This is a genomic window from Desulfosporosinus lacus DSM 15449 (genome assembly GCF_900129935.1).
Lineage (GTDB): Bacteria > Bacillota > Desulfitobacteriia > Desulfitobacteriales > Desulfitobacteriaceae > Desulfosporosinus > Desulfosporosinus lacus.
Window position 1 is genome coordinate 322,514 of the sequence record NZ_FQXJ01000004.1, and the last position, 15,999, is coordinate 338,512.

The 15,999-nt window shown below is 44.7% G+C and carries 17 protein-coding genes, 1 other RNA gene and 1 riboswitch; of the genes, 7 read left to right on the top strand and 11 right to left on the bottom strand.

Annotation, left to right across the window (positions count from 1 at the left end):
* Positions 1–13: 13 nt before the first annotated feature.
* The 9 genes from BUB11_RS05950 to BUB11_RS27455 form a co-directional block, all read right to left on the bottom strand.
* Positions 14–604 carry a DUF447 domain-containing protein gene (locus tag BUB11_RS05950; RefSeq protein ID WP_073028557.1) on the bottom strand — a complete coding sequence of 197 codons (591 nt, stop codon included), beginning with the start codon at positions 602–604 and terminating at the stop codon, positions 14–16.
* A complete protein-coding gene (locus BUB11_RS05955) occupies positions 601–1,980 on the bottom strand; it encodes a DUF6513 domain-containing protein (protein ID WP_073028559.1) in 1,380 nt (459 codons plus the stop codon). Before BUB11_RS05955 ends, BUB11_RS05950 begins: the two co-directional genes overlap by 4 nt.
* 12 nt (positions 1,981–1,992) lie before the next feature.
* Positions 1,993–2,562 carry a flavoprotein gene (locus BUB11_RS05960; RefSeq protein WP_084110179.1) on the bottom strand — a complete coding sequence of 190 codons (570 nt, stop codon included), beginning with the start codon at positions 2,560–2,562 and terminating at the stop codon, positions 1,993–1,995.
* Between the two features lie 34 nt (positions 2,563–2,596).
* Positions 2,597–3,565 carry a beta-ribofuranosylaminobenzene 5'-phosphate synthase family protein gene (locus tag BUB11_RS05965; protein WP_073028560.1) on the bottom strand — a complete coding sequence of 323 codons (969 nt, stop codon included), beginning with the start codon at positions 3,563–3,565 and terminating at the stop codon, positions 2,597–2,599.
* Positions 3,566–3,738: 173 nt separating this feature from the next.
* A complete protein-coding gene (locus BUB11_RS05970; protein WP_073028561.1) occupies positions 3,739–4,536 on the bottom strand; it encodes an MIP/aquaporin family protein in 798 nt (265 codons plus the stop codon).
* A gap of 115 nt (positions 4,537–4,651) precedes the next feature.
* Positions 4,652–6,133 (bottom strand): DUF2193 domain-containing protein, encoded by a 1,482-nt coding sequence (locus BUB11_RS05975; protein ID WP_073028563.1) that lies wholly within the window; start codon positions 6,131–6,133, stop codon positions 4,652–4,654.
* Between the two features lie 213 nt (positions 6,134–6,346).
* Positions 6,347–6,490, bottom strand: coding sequence for a hypothetical protein (locus BUB11_RS27450; RefSeq protein WP_159436901.1), 144 nt, complete (start codon positions 6,488–6,490; stop codon positions 6,347–6,349).
* Between the two features lie 7 nt (positions 6,491–6,497).
* Entirely contained in the window at positions 6,498–8,441 is a 1,944-nt protein-coding gene (locus tag BUB11_RS05980; RefSeq protein WP_073028564.1) for a sigma-54-dependent Fis family transcriptional regulator, read from the bottom strand.
* Positions 8,442–8,745: 304 nt separating this feature from the next.
* Entirely contained in the window at positions 8,746–8,904 is a 159-nt protein-coding gene (locus BUB11_RS27455; RefSeq protein ID WP_159436902.1) for a hypothetical protein, read from the bottom strand.
* Between the two features lie 219 nt (positions 8,905–9,123).
* Between BUB11_RS27455 and BUB11_RS05985 the strand changes: the two genes are divergently transcribed.
* The 7 genes from BUB11_RS05985 (at position 9,124) to BUB11_RS06010 (ending at position 15,063) form a co-directional block, all read left to right on the top strand.
* The gene (locus BUB11_RS05985; RefSeq protein WP_073028566.1) at positions 9,124–9,477 is read left to right on the top strand and encodes a winged helix-turn-helix transcriptional regulator; all 354 of its coding nucleotides are present in this window, start codon (positions 9,124–9,126) and stop codon (positions 9,475–9,477) included.
* A 590-nt stretch (positions 9,478–10,067) separates the two neighbouring features.
* Positions 10,068–11,234 (top strand): iron-containing alcohol dehydrogenase, encoded by a 1,167-nt coding sequence (locus BUB11_RS05990; protein ID WP_073028567.1) that lies wholly within the window; start codon positions 10,068–10,070, stop codon positions 11,232–11,234.
* A 312-nt stretch (positions 11,235–11,546) separates the two neighbouring features.
* Complete coding sequence (locus tag BUB11_RS27460; protein WP_159436903.1) at positions 11,547–11,765, top strand: hypothetical protein; 219 nt, start codon at positions 11,547–11,549, stop codon at positions 11,763–11,765.
* A 166-nt stretch (positions 11,766–11,931) separates the two neighbouring features.
* A riboswitch (cyclic di-GMP riboswitch) is annotated at positions 11,932–12,018 on the top strand.
* Positions 12,019–12,425: 407 nt separating this feature from the next.
* Positions 12,426–12,857 (top strand): RNA polymerase sigma factor, encoded by a 432-nt coding sequence (locus BUB11_RS05995; protein WP_073028568.1) that lies wholly within the window; start codon positions 12,426–12,428, stop codon positions 12,855–12,857.
* Positions 12,844–13,086, top strand: coding sequence for a helix-turn-helix domain-containing protein (locus BUB11_RS06000; protein ID WP_200797869.1), 243 nt, complete (start codon positions 12,844–12,846; stop codon positions 13,084–13,086). Before BUB11_RS05995 ends, BUB11_RS06000 begins: the two co-directional genes overlap by 14 nt.
* A 242-nt stretch (positions 13,087–13,328) precedes the next feature.
* Positions 13,329–13,493 carry a hypothetical protein gene (locus BUB11_RS27465; RefSeq protein ID WP_159436904.1) on the top strand — a complete coding sequence of 55 codons (165 nt, stop codon included), beginning with the start codon at positions 13,329–13,331 and terminating at the stop codon, positions 13,491–13,493.
* 145 nt (positions 13,494–13,638) lie between these two features.
* On the top strand, positions 13,639–15,063 hold the full coding sequence (locus tag BUB11_RS06010) for a tyrosine-type recombinase/integrase (protein WP_073028570.1): 1,425 nt from the start codon (positions 13,639–13,641) through the stop codon (positions 15,061–15,063).
* A 186-nt stretch (positions 15,064–15,249) separates the two neighbouring features.
* Here BUB11_RS06010 and rnpB read toward each other — a convergent pair.
* Both rnpB and BUB11_RS27740 read right to left on the bottom strand, forming a co-directional pair.
* Positions 15,250–15,689, bottom strand: an RNA gene (rnpB, locus tag BUB11_RS06015) — RNase P RNA component class A.
* A 51-nt stretch (positions 15,690–15,740) separates the two neighbouring features.
* Positions 15,741–15,896: a hypothetical protein gene (locus tag BUB11_RS27740; RefSeq protein WP_200797870.1), complete on the bottom strand. Its 156-nt coding sequence runs from the start codon at positions 15,894–15,896 to the stop codon at positions 15,741–15,743.
* Positions 15,897–15,999: the final 103 nt, after the last annotated feature.

A 15,999-nucleotide genomic window follows, 5' to 3' on the forward strand; every position in this document is an offset into this window, starting at 1 on the left:
TTTCCTCTCTGTCTTATTCCAGCTGTTCTGCTACCATGAATTTCCGTTCCTGGAGATAGCTTTTTATTTTAGCTAGGGCTGTCCGCTCTTTGCTGCCACCGGTCTTGATGACAATCTCCTGCCAGAGCGGCCATTTCTCCCGCAGCTCCTCCGGTGTGAGCCATTGCAGGCGGGTGGCCGCAATCAAGGCCTCCAAAATTGCGCCGTGGGCCCGGCAGAACCCGCTGAAATTCCCCCGGTGTTGCGCGTGGATAATCTGTCCCCTAAGGCGGGCCGGTTCCCGGGTATCATCAAAATCCCTGACTGTAAATTCCCAGAAGGCCTGGACCTGCGCCATCCTCGGCGTCAGTAGTTTTTCCGACGGCACCAGGGCCAAAGGCTTAGAATACAATGCCGAGTCCACAAAGGCCATCAGGTCGTCACTGAAATTCACCACCCCTTCCCCCGTCCTTTTGAGATTTTCGTAGGTGTGTGACCCCGGATAAAGATGGATCTCAAATTCTGTCAGGGGATAAACCCCTCCCTCCTCAGTCCGCACTCCGATCGGAGCAAAATTAGGGGTTTCGTCTTCGTTAAGGGAGGATAGGATCGCCTCCAGAATCACGGCAAACAGCCCCCTCCTCTATCAGTTATTTCACTGAGATAACCCCAATGCAGGGGATTATCCTGAGTATATTTCTTCCCCAAAACCAGAGCTAATTCAGCTTTCTCCAACTCTCTTCCCAGGTAGAAAGCATGCTTGGCGTCCATCTCGGCCAGTTGATAAAACAACTCTTTCGCGGATTTCCCCGCCAGAAAAACCCGGTTATTAAAGATATAAATTAGGTCAGCCACAAAAATGCGGTAATTCCGGTCTTTGATCACTTTATGCATCTGATATAAATCTTCCGCTTCAAACTCATTTCCTGCGGCTTCTTTGATCGTAAGCAACTGATTGTTGATATGTTTCGGTATCCTTTCTTCTGTCATAGCCTGATGGATCAGGTCCCTGGCCAGACTAATCTCGCGAATAGAGCCTCTGGCTCGTTTGCTCACTTCGGTGGTCAGGATATAGTTGATGCGAAGTTCAGCGGCAACACCCGTTAAAAGCGCATTGATCCCCACGCTGTCGGCATCCAGCAATTCCGTGACATTTCCTAAGCCCATGAGCATTTCACAGTGGGGAAACTCCTGGCGCACTTGCAGGTAACGACCAATTCCCGCCGCCAGCCCCATAGTCAGAGGAGGCAAAATCGGGTCGGCCAGGTAAGACTTCTGCCATTTTTCCATCGTATCCATGCACTTATATAACGAATTCAGATCTTCCCAGTCATCCGGGATCAGAACCACCGGACAGTCCAACCCTTTGGCCAAATGCAGATTGCTGGATTTCAGACTGAGGACCAGGTCTACCCCCGCCCTGCCGGCTTCCCGGATATCATCCTCGCGATGGCTGTCGATGCTGACCTGAAATCCTTCCCGCTTCAGCTCCTCAATTGTTTCTTGTAAATTGGGAAAAGGCCGGTCCAATTCGCCGCCAAGATCGATGATATCGGCACCATTCATCCGAAAATATTCGGCCCGGGCGATAATCTCCCGGAGTGTTCGCCGCGAGGCGTCGACGATTTCGGCCACGATTTTAAGGGGGGAAGGCTCAACCTTGACGGCGGGAATTTTGTGCTCCCTTTTGGGATCCAGGAAAGCGGGCAAGTCTTTTAAGTCTTTTGGCCCTTTGCGAACTTCACACTGGGTGACTTCCCGGATAGGGTCCACCCTTCCCTGACTCAAGCCGGGGATGATGATCGTATCCGTGGGGTGCAAAGAAACTTCCCGGGCGGCCATCCCTTTTTTCAATTCCCGGGCGATAAATTCCGTTGTCATCAGAGCTGCCACCGTACAGGGCAAAGCCTTTACTTCCAGTTCCGCCCCGGGGATTTTTCCCGTGACTTTGCGCAAAGAGTGCTCCGCTATTTGGCCGGTGATCAGCAAGTATTTTGTCATAGTGTCCAACTCCTAGGCTTGCCACTTTTGCAGGCAGTTCTTTAACTGTTCCGGATGACTGACGATGGTTACGCCCTCCCAAGCGGCCAGGATATCACTATTCCGCCGATCGATCGTGCGTATATAAACCGGGACCTCTTCCCCTTGGGGGGTAAAGGATGTTAATTCCCTGCCTGTGTCACAGGGCAGCAGAACAATCGGGATCCGGTTCTTGCCGGCATGAGCGAAAAGATTGGTAATGAGGTTATCGGCGATTCCATGAGCCATCTTAGCGATGGAGTTTCCTGTAACCGGTGCAATGACCACCAAGCCGTAGCTCCCTGTGTAGAGTTTCGTTACAGACAAGGAACTGGCGCTGCCGTCCTTCACCACGGAATGGCCTGATTCCCGGAGCCTTGACCCCAGACCATAATAGTTCACAACCTCCGCGCCCGCCGCCGAAAGAAAAAATTCAACCTTCCCGCAGTTGAGAGCAATCTCCAGACAGGAAGGCAAAAAATGCCCCGCCCCGGTAACTCCCCAGGCTATTTTCAGTTCATTTTTCTTTCTATCCTTCATTGCCTTCTCCATTGCTTTCTTCAATGTTTCTTCAAGGTCTCCCCGTGCTGTCTTTGCCTTAACTCCATCCCCAGCTTGCTCCCTGGTTTCTTCCCTTAGCTACGAAAACCGGTTCGCCGCCGCCGAGAAACTCCCGGGTTTGCTGGAGAAAGCTCTCCTCATTTTTCTTGGTAATAAATCCATAAACCGCCGGTCCCCAGGAGCTTTGGCCTACTCCGGCCACGCCGAGCTTCAGCCAGAAATCGGCAAGATCAGCCCCCGTAGGGGATGCATACCGGCCCCCCTGAACAGGGGTAAAATAGTCTCCCAGATAGCTTTGGATTTTATTGATCCCTTCGCCAAAGGTTATTAAATCCTCTTCGCACAGAGCCGGAAGCAGCTTCATCAGCACCAGACGGCAAATCGCGCTGGACATTTGCTCCGTCATGGGCTCCAGGGCTTGAAACACCTTTTTTTCCGCACTGCCGAATAGCTTTTCCTGCCCCCGAGGAAGTGCCACGAGAATCGACCACTCCGGCGGAAAGGCAAGTCTGGCCACTAAGGGCGGAATTTTAAAAGAATTTTCCGCAACCGCTTGCACAGATTTGCCCCCATCAACCAGTAACCCCCCCTGTTTGAAAGCGGCGACACCGATCCCGGAGCGGCTGCTTTCCCGATCCGTGATTTCAGCCAATTCATGCAAAGGGCATGCCAACCCATAGACACGGCTGATGGCAAACCCCAAGGCCAAGCAGAGCTGTGTACCCGACCCCAAGCCACTGTGGCTCGGCAGAGTTTGAGCCAGGTTGATTTTGATCCCGGGGAGATGATAATGACTGAGATACTCCCGGGCAATTTTCTCCGCTCTGGCTTTCTCCTCCTCATCTGCGGAAATGATTAAGAAATCATCACTTTTCTCAGCCGCAAGTTCCAGATACGGTTGATCAATCGCCAGTCCTGCTCCACCGTAAAGCCGACCCGCTGAACCGTTCAGATCAAACTGGCCCAGGTGGAGCCGCGCTCCGGTTCTTACCCAAAACCTTTCCATTTTCTCACCTCTTCCTGCGCTCAGAATAAGGGGTCTCTCCCTAAATACATTGACTATCGGCGAAAGATTCGATAGGAGCAGGGCTTTCCCTTCGCGTTCTGCCCCTATCGAAAAGGCCTGACACAACGCTTACTATGGAGAGAAGGTTTGTGTCTGAAGATCTCAGCCGGTTTTTACTTTGCTTTTTCCGGGCCGATGGTGCAAAACTCGTCTTCACATAAGGGGTCTTTGTCCTCGATGAAAACGCCATAGACCACAGATGCTAAAATCCCCCCGATAATCGGAGCGGCAAAAAAGATGATCAGATAATTCGTCCAGTTCATCGAGCCGCCGGCCAGCATGTTGACGAACATCGGACCAAAGGCACGCGCCGGGTTAATTCCTTGTCCGGAAATATTGCCCATGGCGATGATCACCCCGGCGACGGCAAGACCAATCATCAATCCCGCCCAGCCTTTGGGAGCCCGCTTATCCACAGCAACCCCCATAATGGTTAAAACTAGGATAAATGTGCCGACTAATTCGGCAACAAAGGCACCTGTCGGCGTGATGCCCGGAAAAATCCCCGGTGCTCCCAGCCCGCCAACCGTACTGCCTTTGCTGCCAAGCATAAAGAGCAGGGTGGCGGAACCCAGAACAGCTCCTAGAAACTGCGCGGCCAAGTAAGGGATGAGGTCCGTAGTGGGAAACCTTTTGGTTGCCCATAAACCGATGGTTACGGCAGGATTGATATGACAGCCGGAAACCGGACCGAAAATGTAAATGGCGACGGCCACAATAATTCCGAAGGCCAACCCGATGCCCAGCCAATCCCCCAGCCCGCCTAAGGCACCGATACCGATATTAAATCCCGAGGCCTTGCTCTCTCCCTCCGCCAGCATTAACGTCACGGCAGCCGCCCCGGGTCCGATAATGACCAGCATCCAAGTCCCAATCAATTCAGCCATAAACTTTTTAGCGATCGAAGGCATTGTGAATCCTCCCTCACTTTGTTAAAATTAAATTGGTTTTACTTTTTTTTAGGAAACGGGAAGGCAGCGAGCCATTCACTGCCTTCGCTTTCCTTTTTTTACTTATCAGTTGAATTTAAACGGCTGAATTCCAATTGCAATAAGCACAACGCTTAATCAAGCTGGTGGCCGCACAATTTTTACATACTCTGGCCGGGGCACCCGGAGTCTTGGGATCCAGAGCGATGATATTAGTCATCAAGGTTGCCGTGACCGGCTCGCTGGTGAGCAGGCAGGGGAAATCGGCCAGTCTCATCAAGGAGGAGAATCTGACGGTAATGGCACAAGCCGGGTAAGTGTACCGCTGGGGATTGCCGATGACGTCATGTGCGTCAATGGCGCCGAGCTGCACTTTTACTCCTTTTACCTTGCCGCCTGCGCCTTTGGGGGCATGATCGATAATTTCCGCGCCGCGCCAAATCATATCCATAAAGTCCACATTATGCAGTTCAGCCGCGCCGCCCCGGGTCGGATATTTCTGCACATAGTTGGTGAAACGCTTGGTGAGAAGATCGACGACCATGGCAGCGGTAAAGCCGTCTTTTTCCAGAATATAAGCGACAGCCGCCGCAGTTGAGCCAGTCGCTACGCTTAAGACATCGTAAACGCTCTTATAGCCTGCATCCAGACCGGCTTTCAAGGTTTGCTCCATCACGTCCGTGGTCGCTTCCATAACCGCGAAGGTTACATCATCTTTCGTCATGTTGAACATGGATTGGGAGATGTGGTGGGCTATATCACCTACGCAATAGGCGGGAACCGTTACGATATTGGCATAATGCACGCCCGCTTCTTTGGCGGCGACAACTGCCGGGCGGATTTTCTCTTTATACATTTCCATGTATTTCTTCACGTCGAAGGAGCTGTGTTGGGCATCGGCCATGACCTGAGCCTGGGCGGCAACGGGTTGAGCATACAGAAGCTGCAATATCTTCACTTCTTCTTTAATCGCCGTATCAGGAGTGTCACCCGCCTCGATAGCGCCGGCGAAAGCGCCGCCGATTCCGTAAGAGGTGTTCATACCCCAGGATTTTGCCGCCAGAATGGCTTGTTTGTACTTCTTGTCAATGTCTAAGCCTTTAAGGATGGTGTTGACAACATTGCTGGTCGAACCAGGAACGAAAGCGAAGTCTACAACTGCCGTCGGGCCGTAAAAGCCGCCGTAACGCCGAATGGATTCCTTGCCGATCAAAGCCTCGTTGTCACCGATTGCTTTGATAAATACCTCGACAGCTTCTCGGAATGCGGGATCCAGTTCATAGAGGATTTCCAGAATAGGCGGAGTTTGATAATGCTCGACAAAGGGATCATCTTCACAACTGACCGTCTCCGTAATCGCCCTGAAGATCTCATAATGCGCATTGACAGAATCCACATGCAGGCGGAAAACTTCCGGACTCTGGCCTTCACCCGGTTGCATACCGTTGACGGCATCAACGTAGGGTTGGGCGTCGGCGATGACGAATTTACCCCCTCTCTTGGCTTTGATCACATTGAGGTCTGCCTTTTGGGCCGCTAATGCTTCTGTGATCATCTTGGAATAAATTGCGTTGGACATACTAATACCTCCTTAAAATTTGAAATAGTCGTTCTTTTTTTAATACAAGCAAGTTTCATGCCATAGGACGGGAAGTCTGCAGCAGGCACTTGGCGGCATTTTGAGATTATTGCAAAAAAATGCTTCTAGGAAATTAATGCTCCGTTATTGAGCAGTTGCTTATGAAAACTCAAAAATTTGTCATAAAAACAGGCAGAGGGCTGATTTTTATCCTTATGTTCCATAATGTAACAATGATCCATTGCGGAGCATAAGCGGCTCAACCCGCCCTAAATTAATTTCAGCCGCGTCCACATAAAGAAAAAACTGTTGATAAATCCCTTTATCAACAGTCTCCAGCCCGGCGGCCTTTTTCAAATGCGCCTTACTTTTTCTCCGTCAGATGATATTTTTCCAGCTTCCGATACAATGTGTTACGGGCAATGCCCAGAATACTCGCCCCTTGAGAAATATTCCAGCCGACTGAATCCAAAGTCTCCAGGATAATTTCCTCCTCGGATTTTTGCAGGCGGCTGATGCGTTTATTTTTACGCACCTCCCCCGGGGCCTGAATGCCTTCCGGCAAGTGCTCCAGACTGATATTCCTTCCTTTGGCAAGGTTCACCGCTCTTTCCATAGCGTTGGCAAGTTCTCTCACATTGCCCGGCCAGTCATAATTCTCCAGAGCTTTAACTACCTGGGGTTCGAATTTGGCTACCGAATAGCCCAGCATATTGGAATATTTCCGGAGAAAGTAGTTTGCCAGCAAAAGAATATCTCCTTCTCTTTCCCGCAGAGGTACGACATCAATGTTAATGACATTCAAGCGGTAGAACAAATCATCCCGGAAATTACCTTTGCGCACTTCTTCCTTTAAGTTTCTATTCGTAGCCGCGATAACCCTGACCTTGATCGACACCGGCTCATGTCCGCCGATGCGGACCACCCTTTTCTCCTGCAGGACGCGCAGCAGCGCTACCTGAGTATCCAAAGGCATGTCCGTTATCTCATCCAGAAAGATCGTGCCTTCGTTGGCCAGCTCGAATTTTCCTGCTTGGCCGCCGAGCCGGGCCCCGGTAAAGGCCCCTTCCTCATAACCGAAAAGTTCGCTCTCGATTAAATCCCGCGGCAGTGCACCGCAGTTAATTGCGATAAACGGGCCGCGGCGGAAATTGCTTGCATTGTGAATCGCCTGGGCGAACATTTCCTTACCGGTGCCGCTCTCTCCTTGTAAAATGACTGAAGATGTGCTGTCCGCAATATCCTTAGCGATTTTGATACATTTCTGCAATTTTTCACTGTCTCCGATAATATCCTCAAACGTGAAGGAAGCCCTGGCTCCCACCATCTGATTGACCAAACGGTGAACCTCCTTAAGCTCACGGATGACAGCCACTCCCCCGCAAATCTCCTTGTTGCCGCCTAAAATCGGGTGGGCAGTAAATAAAATGCGCACTTGCTTATGGTTGTATTCCAGGTGAAACTCATGGTTTACAATGCTTTGTCCGTTGTCTAAGATGGCATTAATGATTTTGTCTTTTTTAATTATTCTTTTCAGACTTTTACTCTGATAATTCTCTTCCTGCATGTTCAAAATGTTCAATGCCACAGGGTTCATATTCGTGATGCTGCCGTTTTCATCAAAAGAAATAATCCCTTCTGAAATCGTTTTAATGATAGCATTGAGATTATGATACGATTTAATGATTTCCGCACTAGCCGCCTTCAGCCTTAACTCATTTTCAATCGCTTTGACCGCAGCCACCACCATGCCCAAGGTATGCTTGTGAACTTTCGCCGAGTTGCCCGAAACATCCAGTATCCCGATCATCTCACCATCCACGCCCAGAATCGGAGCGGCCGAGCAGGTAATCTCATGGTTGTTGCAGACATAATGTTCGGCGGCATACACCTGGATCGGCTTTTTCTCAACTTGCACCACGCCCATGGCGTTCGTTCCTTTGGTCTCCTCATTCCAGATCTCGCCAATCCGAAAGCTGGTGTCTTTGTCCAATAATTCCTCATCGCCCAGCACTTCGAGGATACAAGTGTCTTTGTCCAAAAGAACAACCGCAAAACCCGAGCCTTTAACAAAACCGTACAATTCTTCCAGAAACGGTTTAGCGACTTTAATCAGCCTGTGATAGGCCTCTCTTCTTTGTTCTATTATTTCCGGCGGCAGCTGCAGGGAAATTGCCTCCCTGTAATTCTGCCCGCGCTTTTTACATCGCTCCCAGGAAGCAAGAATACTTGGATTAACCCGAATCTTATCTCCCGTATTAAGACCACATTTCACAAAGTCTTCCCACACCTGATACTCGAATCCCATGCAGCTCACCTTTCCCTCAAAAGTAAGTTGTCAGCTCAGAACCTAAAACAACGCGAATATTCACTAAACTATGGGTTGCTAAACTATATTCGCTTGACTTTTCAAATTCCCTTCTCTTGGCCAATATTTTCCGTGCAGGTGTTATCCTCACAGAAAATAAGAAAAATAGATATGTCTAAAAATTAACTGGTTAAACCCGGGACAAGACGGGAAAACACGGTATTACCAGCGATTACACGGGATTCAATTAGTAAAATCACTTCGTGTTTTCAGCTGTCTCATCTCTCACTGAATTTGAGAAAAATCATCTGTTTTTAGCGCGGCAATTAACTCGTGAATAAATATTTGTAACTTCGATAATCATGCAATTATAAACGACATTGATTCGGCGGACCTGATAGTGATGCCGATTATCTTTTTTAGCACGTTCGGAAGCAACTTGCTCCTGTGCCTCCAGTCGCATAGCATATCTCCTCCAATCCCTTAACTATAAAACACTACATAAAATTACTCACTTTTTCAATAATAAAAGCCCTGTTTTCAAGGCTTGTAGAGACTCCTTATTAGGCACAAGTGTCAAAGACCCGTGCTGTCGCTCTCCTCGTTTAAACTTGAATAAATAATCGTTTGAGCTTAAAATAGTGTTATAATTTGAGTATTAATTCTAGAAGAAGGTGAACGTATGCCAAAAGATAGATCGAATAAAGTTAGTTGTAACCATTATAGAAGTGAAATAGAGGTTACATTAGAAATTTTAAGTGGTAAATGGAAATCTATTATTATTTGGAATCTTAATCTACATAAATCCATAAGATATAATGAATTTAGAAGATTAATTCCAGAAATAACTCAAAAGATGTTAAGTCAGCAATTGAAGGACTTAGAACAAAACGGATTAGTTGACAGAACTGTTTATCATGAAGTTCCGCCAATGGTTGAATATTCACTTACTGAAATGGGGCAAGAATTAATTCCTATTTTAACAGCAATGGATAAATGGGGAAAGTTATTTGTTGATAAATTCAAAAAAAAATAAACTAGGAACATCAGAGATGTATAAATTTAAAGTATTTACTACTTGAAAGACAAATCTCTCAAGTGGCATTTTTTTAGTTAAAATAAGTAAGGACGTCGCACTAAGGAATTTATATGCAATATATTGCGTGTAAATTCAAAATAATCACAATATATTGCAGTATTTATTCTTAATGAAACCGCCACCTCAAAAAAAATTTTTGCTAAATAAAATTCAGTAGTCAAGAAACAGAATTTCTCTACTGGATTTTATTTTATTTTTTTGACATGGAGATGTTTATTTCGAGTATAAGTTGAATTAAAGGTTTTTGATAAACCTAGCCGATAAATCTTGAAGGGTTTCTCTAGTTTCCCGGTGAGGTGGCTCAGTCACTACCGGAACACCGGCTCTACAAAACCGTAATACCATAGATAAATGGTGTCTCATATAAAAAAATTTTTAAAAAATTTCTCGCATAGTTGCGTATTTCATACCTTCTAGAAAGTGTCCTACCGAAAAGTGCCTTCTTTTTTTTTGAGATTATTATATATATACTATGCCTTGTAAACGGGAACAGAAATAAATTTAATTATTTAAGGGAGGAATTGTAAATGCAAAGATTTACTATACCAAGAGACGTTTATTTCGGAGTTAATGCTCTAGATCATTTGAAAGATGTAAAAGGAACTAAGGCTATTTTAGTTATTGGTTCTGAAAGGTTAATAACGGATGGAACGGTTCCAGAAATCCAAAATTTGTTAAAAGGAGCAAAAATTGAAACATCCGTATTCTCTGGTGTTGAAAATGATCCTTCTGTTTCAACCGTTAAAAAGGGTGTTGAAATGATGAATTCATTTCAACCTGATTTAATAATTGGTATTGGTGGAGGCTCTCCAATAGATGCGGCTAAAGCAATGTGGATATTTTATGAATATCCAAACTTTACTTTTGAAGAAGCTGCTAAACCATTTAACTTACCAGAATTAAGGCAAAAAGCTAAATTCATAGCTATACCGACTACAAGTGGTACTGGTTCCGAAGTTACGTCATTTTCAGTAATAACTGACAATAAAACTGGAATTAAGTATCCGATTGCTGACTATAATGTCACTCCAGATGTTGCTATAGTTGATACTGCTTTAGTTCAAAGTATGACCCCAAAACTAGTTGCTAATACTGGTATGGATGCTCTAACTCATGCTTTTGAAGCTTATGTTTCAACTGCTAGAAATCCAATAACTGATGCATTAGCTATGAAATCAATAGAAATGACTGTTGAAAATTTAGTTAATTCATTTAATGGAGAAAAAGAAGCTAGAGAAAACATGCATATATCTCAATGTTTAGCTGGAATGGCGTTTTCTAATGCAATACTTGGAATAGTTCATTCAATGGCTCACAAAACCGGTAAAGTATTTAATATAGCGCATGGATGTGCTAATGCAATATACTTACCATATGTTATAGAATTTAATGCCAAAACAGCTGGAGATGCTTACGCTGATATAGCTAAAAGATTAGGGTTAAACGGAAATACAACAGACGAGTTAGTTAAATCATTAATTAAACTTGTCAAAAATTTTAGAGTTGTTATGAATATGCCCCAAACTTTAAAAGAATTTGGCTTATCAGAAGATTTATTCCAAAAACACTTAGATGAAATTTCTAAAACATCTGTAGCTGATCCTTGTACAGGTACGAATCCAAGAGAAATATCTGTCGAAGAAATGAAAAAATTATTTGAAGCTACTTATTATGGAACAGAAGTTAACTTCTAATAATTTTACACACAAGTTGTAGCTTGTCATCTTAGGCAAGCTACAACTTAAACTTTTATGGAGGTGGTACAAAGAAAAGTGCCATAATTAGGTGAATAGTTTTTAAGATGAGATGATTTTAGTTAGTTTTTGCTGTCACTTGCTACATGGGAGCGAGGATTGAAATAAATAATAACCCACTCCACCGCATTGCTGGAGTTATGTTGATCCCTACATGGGGTCGGGCATTGAAATTTTCGGATCAACGGACTGAGAGTTTTGTTAGCGGTGCCAGCCTTTTCAGTACATACATTATATGGAGACAGTGATGCTATGATCATAGGTGATGAAAATGACAATGCAAAAGTATATGCAGGACATGCAGATGTCCCGTTATCGGTTATCATAAATCAGTGGGATTCCATGGACAATTCTCGCAGATATTTATTCCGGAAAAACACACATGAACCGATGCGGCGCAAGGACGCTTTTCTAACTGTCCAAAGCACCCGGGCTATCCATCGAGGAACTGTTGGCACTGGAAACAGATGAATATTCCGCATGAGGTTGCGCCGGAATACGCAACAAGGTATGACACATGTAATAGTGAACAATTGTATTAATATAGAATTTAAACATAATTATCTTTTATGGCTTCTTCAAAAGAGTGATAAATCAAATTTCTAAATATCACCATGTCAAAAGATCGGAAATTGAATAATGTAAGGGGCAAAACTGTTGAAAGACAGTGACGCAAAACTGAGGGTCAAAGGTACTATTGTAGTAGTGCTAGCTGGTTACCGAACGGATCTCAGATGATATAACTCTGCTCTTTTAGGCAGGGTTATAAATTTTTCATAATTCAAACTCTAATAGCCATAATTTAGAGACTTTTTGTCGGCATGTATTGCTCTGAGAGAACCTTAATAAAAAAAATTTCGTAACATTCAATACATAGAAAAGCTCATTGAAAGTTCGGACATAAAACGGCCCGCAATTTGCTATTTGCCAAATTGCGGGCTTTCTTGACTTCTTAAATAAATCTCCACTTACCACTTTTCAATTGGGGTTGATCTGGACAAGCCTCAAAGGATTTTTAAAAACTTTTTTAAAATTTTTGCGTGAAAATTTGCCAAAATTCATTTTTCAAACGGGATAGTGATTGAAAGGGAAAAGAACACCGCCTTACGGGTACGGAGGGAGGTGAACTCAATGGAGCTATCTTCTTCCCAACGGAAAACTATCCGGCACCAGTTTGACAGCTTCTGCAAAAAGATATTGCGAGAAGAATACCGCGATTGTGTGCGTGAAGCCCAGCGGCGCTTGCAATACGAAATATCTTTTTCAGATCTGTCCCCGCAGGAATTGGATCATCTTTTCGTTATAGATGACTATTCTATCGGCAGCTATCATTTCAGTGTGCTGGGATACAACATTCCGGTAAAAGATGATCTTGGCGCAGCTTTAGCTACCCTATCGGAGCAAAAACGTGACATTATCCTGCTTTCTTACTTCCTTGATATGACAGATCAGGAAATTGGAGAAAAACTGAACATGATCCGGCGCACAGTCCAATACCAACGGACAAGCTCACTTAAGCAGCTCAAAAAATTACTGGAGGGAAAAGCTAATGATGAACAATAAATTTATGCACACCAGTCTGCTTCCTTTCCCCGTCATCAAAATGGCGGCTGACGGCAACGTTGACGCTATCAACGCCGTACTGAAACATTATGAGGGTTACCTAGCTGCTTTGTCTACCAAGCGGCTTTACGATGAGAATGGCAACCCTCATTTATGTTTAGACGAGGAACTAAAACGCAGGCTAGAAACTAAGCTTATCACCAAAATCTTGAATTTTAGGGTAGCATAACAAATAGCCTGTACGGGGGCATGTCCCTTTCCATGCCTCTGCTTACAGGCTATTCGTGTTGCCGCTCCATAAAAGCCCATCGATTTGCGGTGAGCTTTTACGGACCGACAAATAAGTTTGGCCCTTGTACTTTGAAAACTAAATATACAATATTTCAGGTACGTTCTCCATGCTGCTCCAAAAGGGCAAGCGACAAAAGGATCGGCGCGACGATAGCAATAGCAATGCTGGAGCGATAAACGATGCCTTTAACCTGGCGTGGCAGGCCAGTACGCGATAACAGGCATGGATATAATGATACTTCCTCACGGCCCCCTAAAGACTTGGGGGGAGTTTCTGCTGTATGCGTTACTCTGGCAAAGGGCGGTACATGCGGAGCTATGATGCTGGCGCTACCAGCAGCTTGAAATATTCCCGCACCGGGGGCGCGTGGCCAAATACGGTGGAATTTAACATTAGAAACCATGGGCTGGCTTTCACTTTTTGAGTTGAAGCCAGCCTATTCTTGTGGTGTTAATCAAACAACATAGAATAATGGGAGGTGAATAGCAGATGGCGGTGATTGCAGAAGCTCTTAGCTATGTTTCTCTCATAAATATATATAAATTAGTCTGGCGCAAAAACCTTGCCAAGGAATTCAGCCAATATGAGTCGAGGTTATATAAATTGGCGGAAGGCCTTGGACAAGTTGGATTGGATGACCAGATTTTTTCCTGTAATTTGGATTTATTGCTGCCTATTATTTTTAACGGGCTATCAGAAACGGCTATTGAGGAATTACTAAACATCGTTGAACATTATTGCGATTTCTTGATTTCCCGCGGCTATTTAAACATCAATCCATTTCGCTATGCAGCTCAATCCGCTATAAATGAATCTCCTCCAAAAACTGTTGAAGGGTCAACATTAGATAAGATTAGACCCTTAATTGTTCCTCCGGAAATTGAAATTGAATCTTCATGTATAGTTAATGAAACAACCGCTATCATAGAAACCCCAAAACCTTCGCAAAATTCCATGAGCCTGGATGAGATTATTTCCAAATTTTTTGAATACCGGACCACTCAAGGCCGTAAAATTTACAACGGGACTATTCCTTCATATCAAGAACACTTCCAGCATTTTAAAGACTTTTTACTGGAAAATAATCTGCCTCTAATCATTGATTCGGATACTCTACAAAAATATGTACGACATTTGGAAAGCTACCTACAGCCTGACGGCAACCCCTATTCGGGAAATACAAAGTCCCTTAAAAAGTATAGCCTCCGCTCACTCATCACATTTGCAAAAAGTCAGGGGTTTCTTGAAATCTCTGAGCAATACAAAGATATTCTGTTTTCTGAGAAACGGGAACGAACCCCTAAAAACAGACATAGGGCGATTACTGTGGAAGAAGCCGATAAGCTAATACAATGCGTATCCATACTCCCGAATTTAAAGAGTAAACTTGAAGTGTTAATCCCTTTGCTGACAGGCCCAAGAGGGAGTGAAATCATTTTAATTCAACCTCAAAACTTTGATTTTACAACCAATAAACTTCATCTTACGCTGACAAAAAACGGACTACCCCGTGATATTCCCATTCCATATTTCCTTATCCCAATGATTCAGGCGTACTTGAAAACTTATGACTTCCGGACAGGTGAGTATATCTTCCCCGGGCAGGGCAGCAAGCACGAAACTGTCAGAACATTGAGAGAGCATATTGAGAAATGTGTTCAATTATCCGGCATTAAAAGGAAAGTTACTCCCCATGATTTACGGGCAACTTACGCGACCTACCAATCCTATTATGGGGGCTTGCATATTAAGGCTTTACAGAAATATCTGGGACACGAAAGTTATGAGACAAGCATGAAATATGTTGCCGATGAGTTTGAAACAAGTGACTGTAAACTTAATTTAAAAGACCTTTACGTGAAATGGGCCGAAATGCTAACGTCTTCATGCGGAGATGGAACTATTAATATGTAACACGTCTTTTTTATTTACTAATAGTGTAGTATATTGTCCCTAAAGGGAGCCTTTAGCCTGAAAGATACGCCAGGTTAAAGCAAAAAAGTGAATCCAGCAAGGGGAAGACCCGATACTGATTCACCATATAAAAAATTGATGAGAAGCTGGAATGCATAAATATACATCCCAAACTTCCCATAAGCAGTGCGAAGCCAACCTATAAGCCGAGTTCTGTCCCTCCTTACGGAGGTGATGATCATCTATCTCGAACCGCCGTTACCGACGGCCTCTAGCGACCTTACCCGGGAACAAAAACGGGCCGTTCATAGTTCCCCTATTCAGTCTTGCTCCAGGCGGGGTTTACATGGCCAGCCAGTCACCTGACTGCCGGTGAGCTCTTACCTCACCTTTCCACCCTTACCTACTCGGAGATCAGTCGTCAGAAGCCGGAAGTCGGATTAGAACAAACTTATTCTAACCTCTGGCCTCTGGCAACTGACCTCCGTTATCGGCGGTATCTCTCTGTTGCACTTTCCTTGGGGTTCCCCCCACTGGGCGTTACCCAGCACCTTGCCCTATGGAGCTCGGACTTTCCTCAGAGGCGACCTTTCGGTCCATACCCCCGCGATCATCTGGTTGGCTTCGCTTAGTTATCTTACTAGATAAATAGGTTTTGGTCAAATGGATAGTATTGGTTAATTCACTTTGTGTTTCTGTTCTGCCATTTCTTCAATTTCATCATCAATGTCCATCAGTTCTGTTAACCATTTAGCACGATTAGCATAATCCTCTTGAATATTGGTTAAAACTTTTTCACGTTGAAGACGCAGAATTTCAGTTCGATTCATCATTACACATTCTCCTTTCAAATATTTGTATCGAAGGATCAATAAATCTTCTTAATAGGTCCTGAATATTTCTTTGGAACAACTCAATTATTTCTATTATCAGATT

Coding starts and splice junctions, on each gene's coding strand:
- BUB11_RS05995 (WP_073028568.1), top strand. CDS start 12,426: ATGGAGCTATCTTCTTCCCAACGGAAAACTATCCGGCACCAGTTTGAC.
- BUB11_RS05970 (WP_073028561.1), bottom strand. CDS start 4,536: ATGCCTTCGATCGCTAAAAAGTTTATGGCTGAATTGATTGGGACTTGG.
- BUB11_RS27460 (WP_159436903.1), top strand. CDS start 11,547: ATGATCATAGGTGATGAAAATGACAATGCAAAAGTATATGCAGGACAT.
- BUB11_RS05965 (WP_073028560.1), bottom strand. CDS start 3,565: ATGGAAAGGTTTTGGGTAAGAACCGGAGCGCGGCTCCACCTGGGCCAG.
- BUB11_RS06000 (WP_200797869.1), top strand. CDS start 12,844: ATGATGAACAATAAATTTATGCACACCAGTCTGCTTCCTTTCCCCGTC.
- BUB11_RS05980 (WP_073028564.1), bottom strand. CDS start 8,441: ATGGGATTCGAGTATCAGGTGTGGGAAGACTTTGTGAAATGTGGTCTT.
- BUB11_RS27465 (WP_159436904.1), top strand. CDS start 13,329: ATGCCTTTAACCTGGCGTGGCAGGCCAGTACGCGATAACAGGCATGGA.
- BUB11_RS27740 (WP_200797870.1), bottom strand. CDS start 15,896: ATGATGAATCGAACTGAAATTCTGCGTCTTCAACGTGAAAAAGTTTTA.
- BUB11_RS05985 (WP_073028566.1), top strand. CDS start 9,124: ATGCCAAAAGATAGATCGAATAAAGTTAGTTGTAACCATTATAGAAGT.
- BUB11_RS27455 (WP_159436902.1), bottom strand. CDS start 8,904: ATGCGACTGGAGGCACAGGAGCAAGTTGCTTCCGAACGTGCTAAAAAA.
- BUB11_RS06010 (WP_073028570.1), top strand. CDS start 13,639: ATGGCGGTGATTGCAGAAGCTCTTAGCTATGTTTCTCTCATAAATATA.
- BUB11_RS05975 (WP_073028563.1), bottom strand. CDS start 6,133: ATGTCCAACGCAATTTATTCCAAGATGATCACAGAAGCATTAGCGGCC.
- BUB11_RS05955 (WP_073028559.1), bottom strand. CDS start 1,980: ATGACAAAATACTTGCTGATCACCGGCCAAATAGCGGAGCACTCTTTG.
- BUB11_RS05990 (WP_073028567.1), top strand. CDS start 10,068: ATGCAAAGATTTACTATACCAAGAGACGTTTATTTCGGAGTTAATGCT.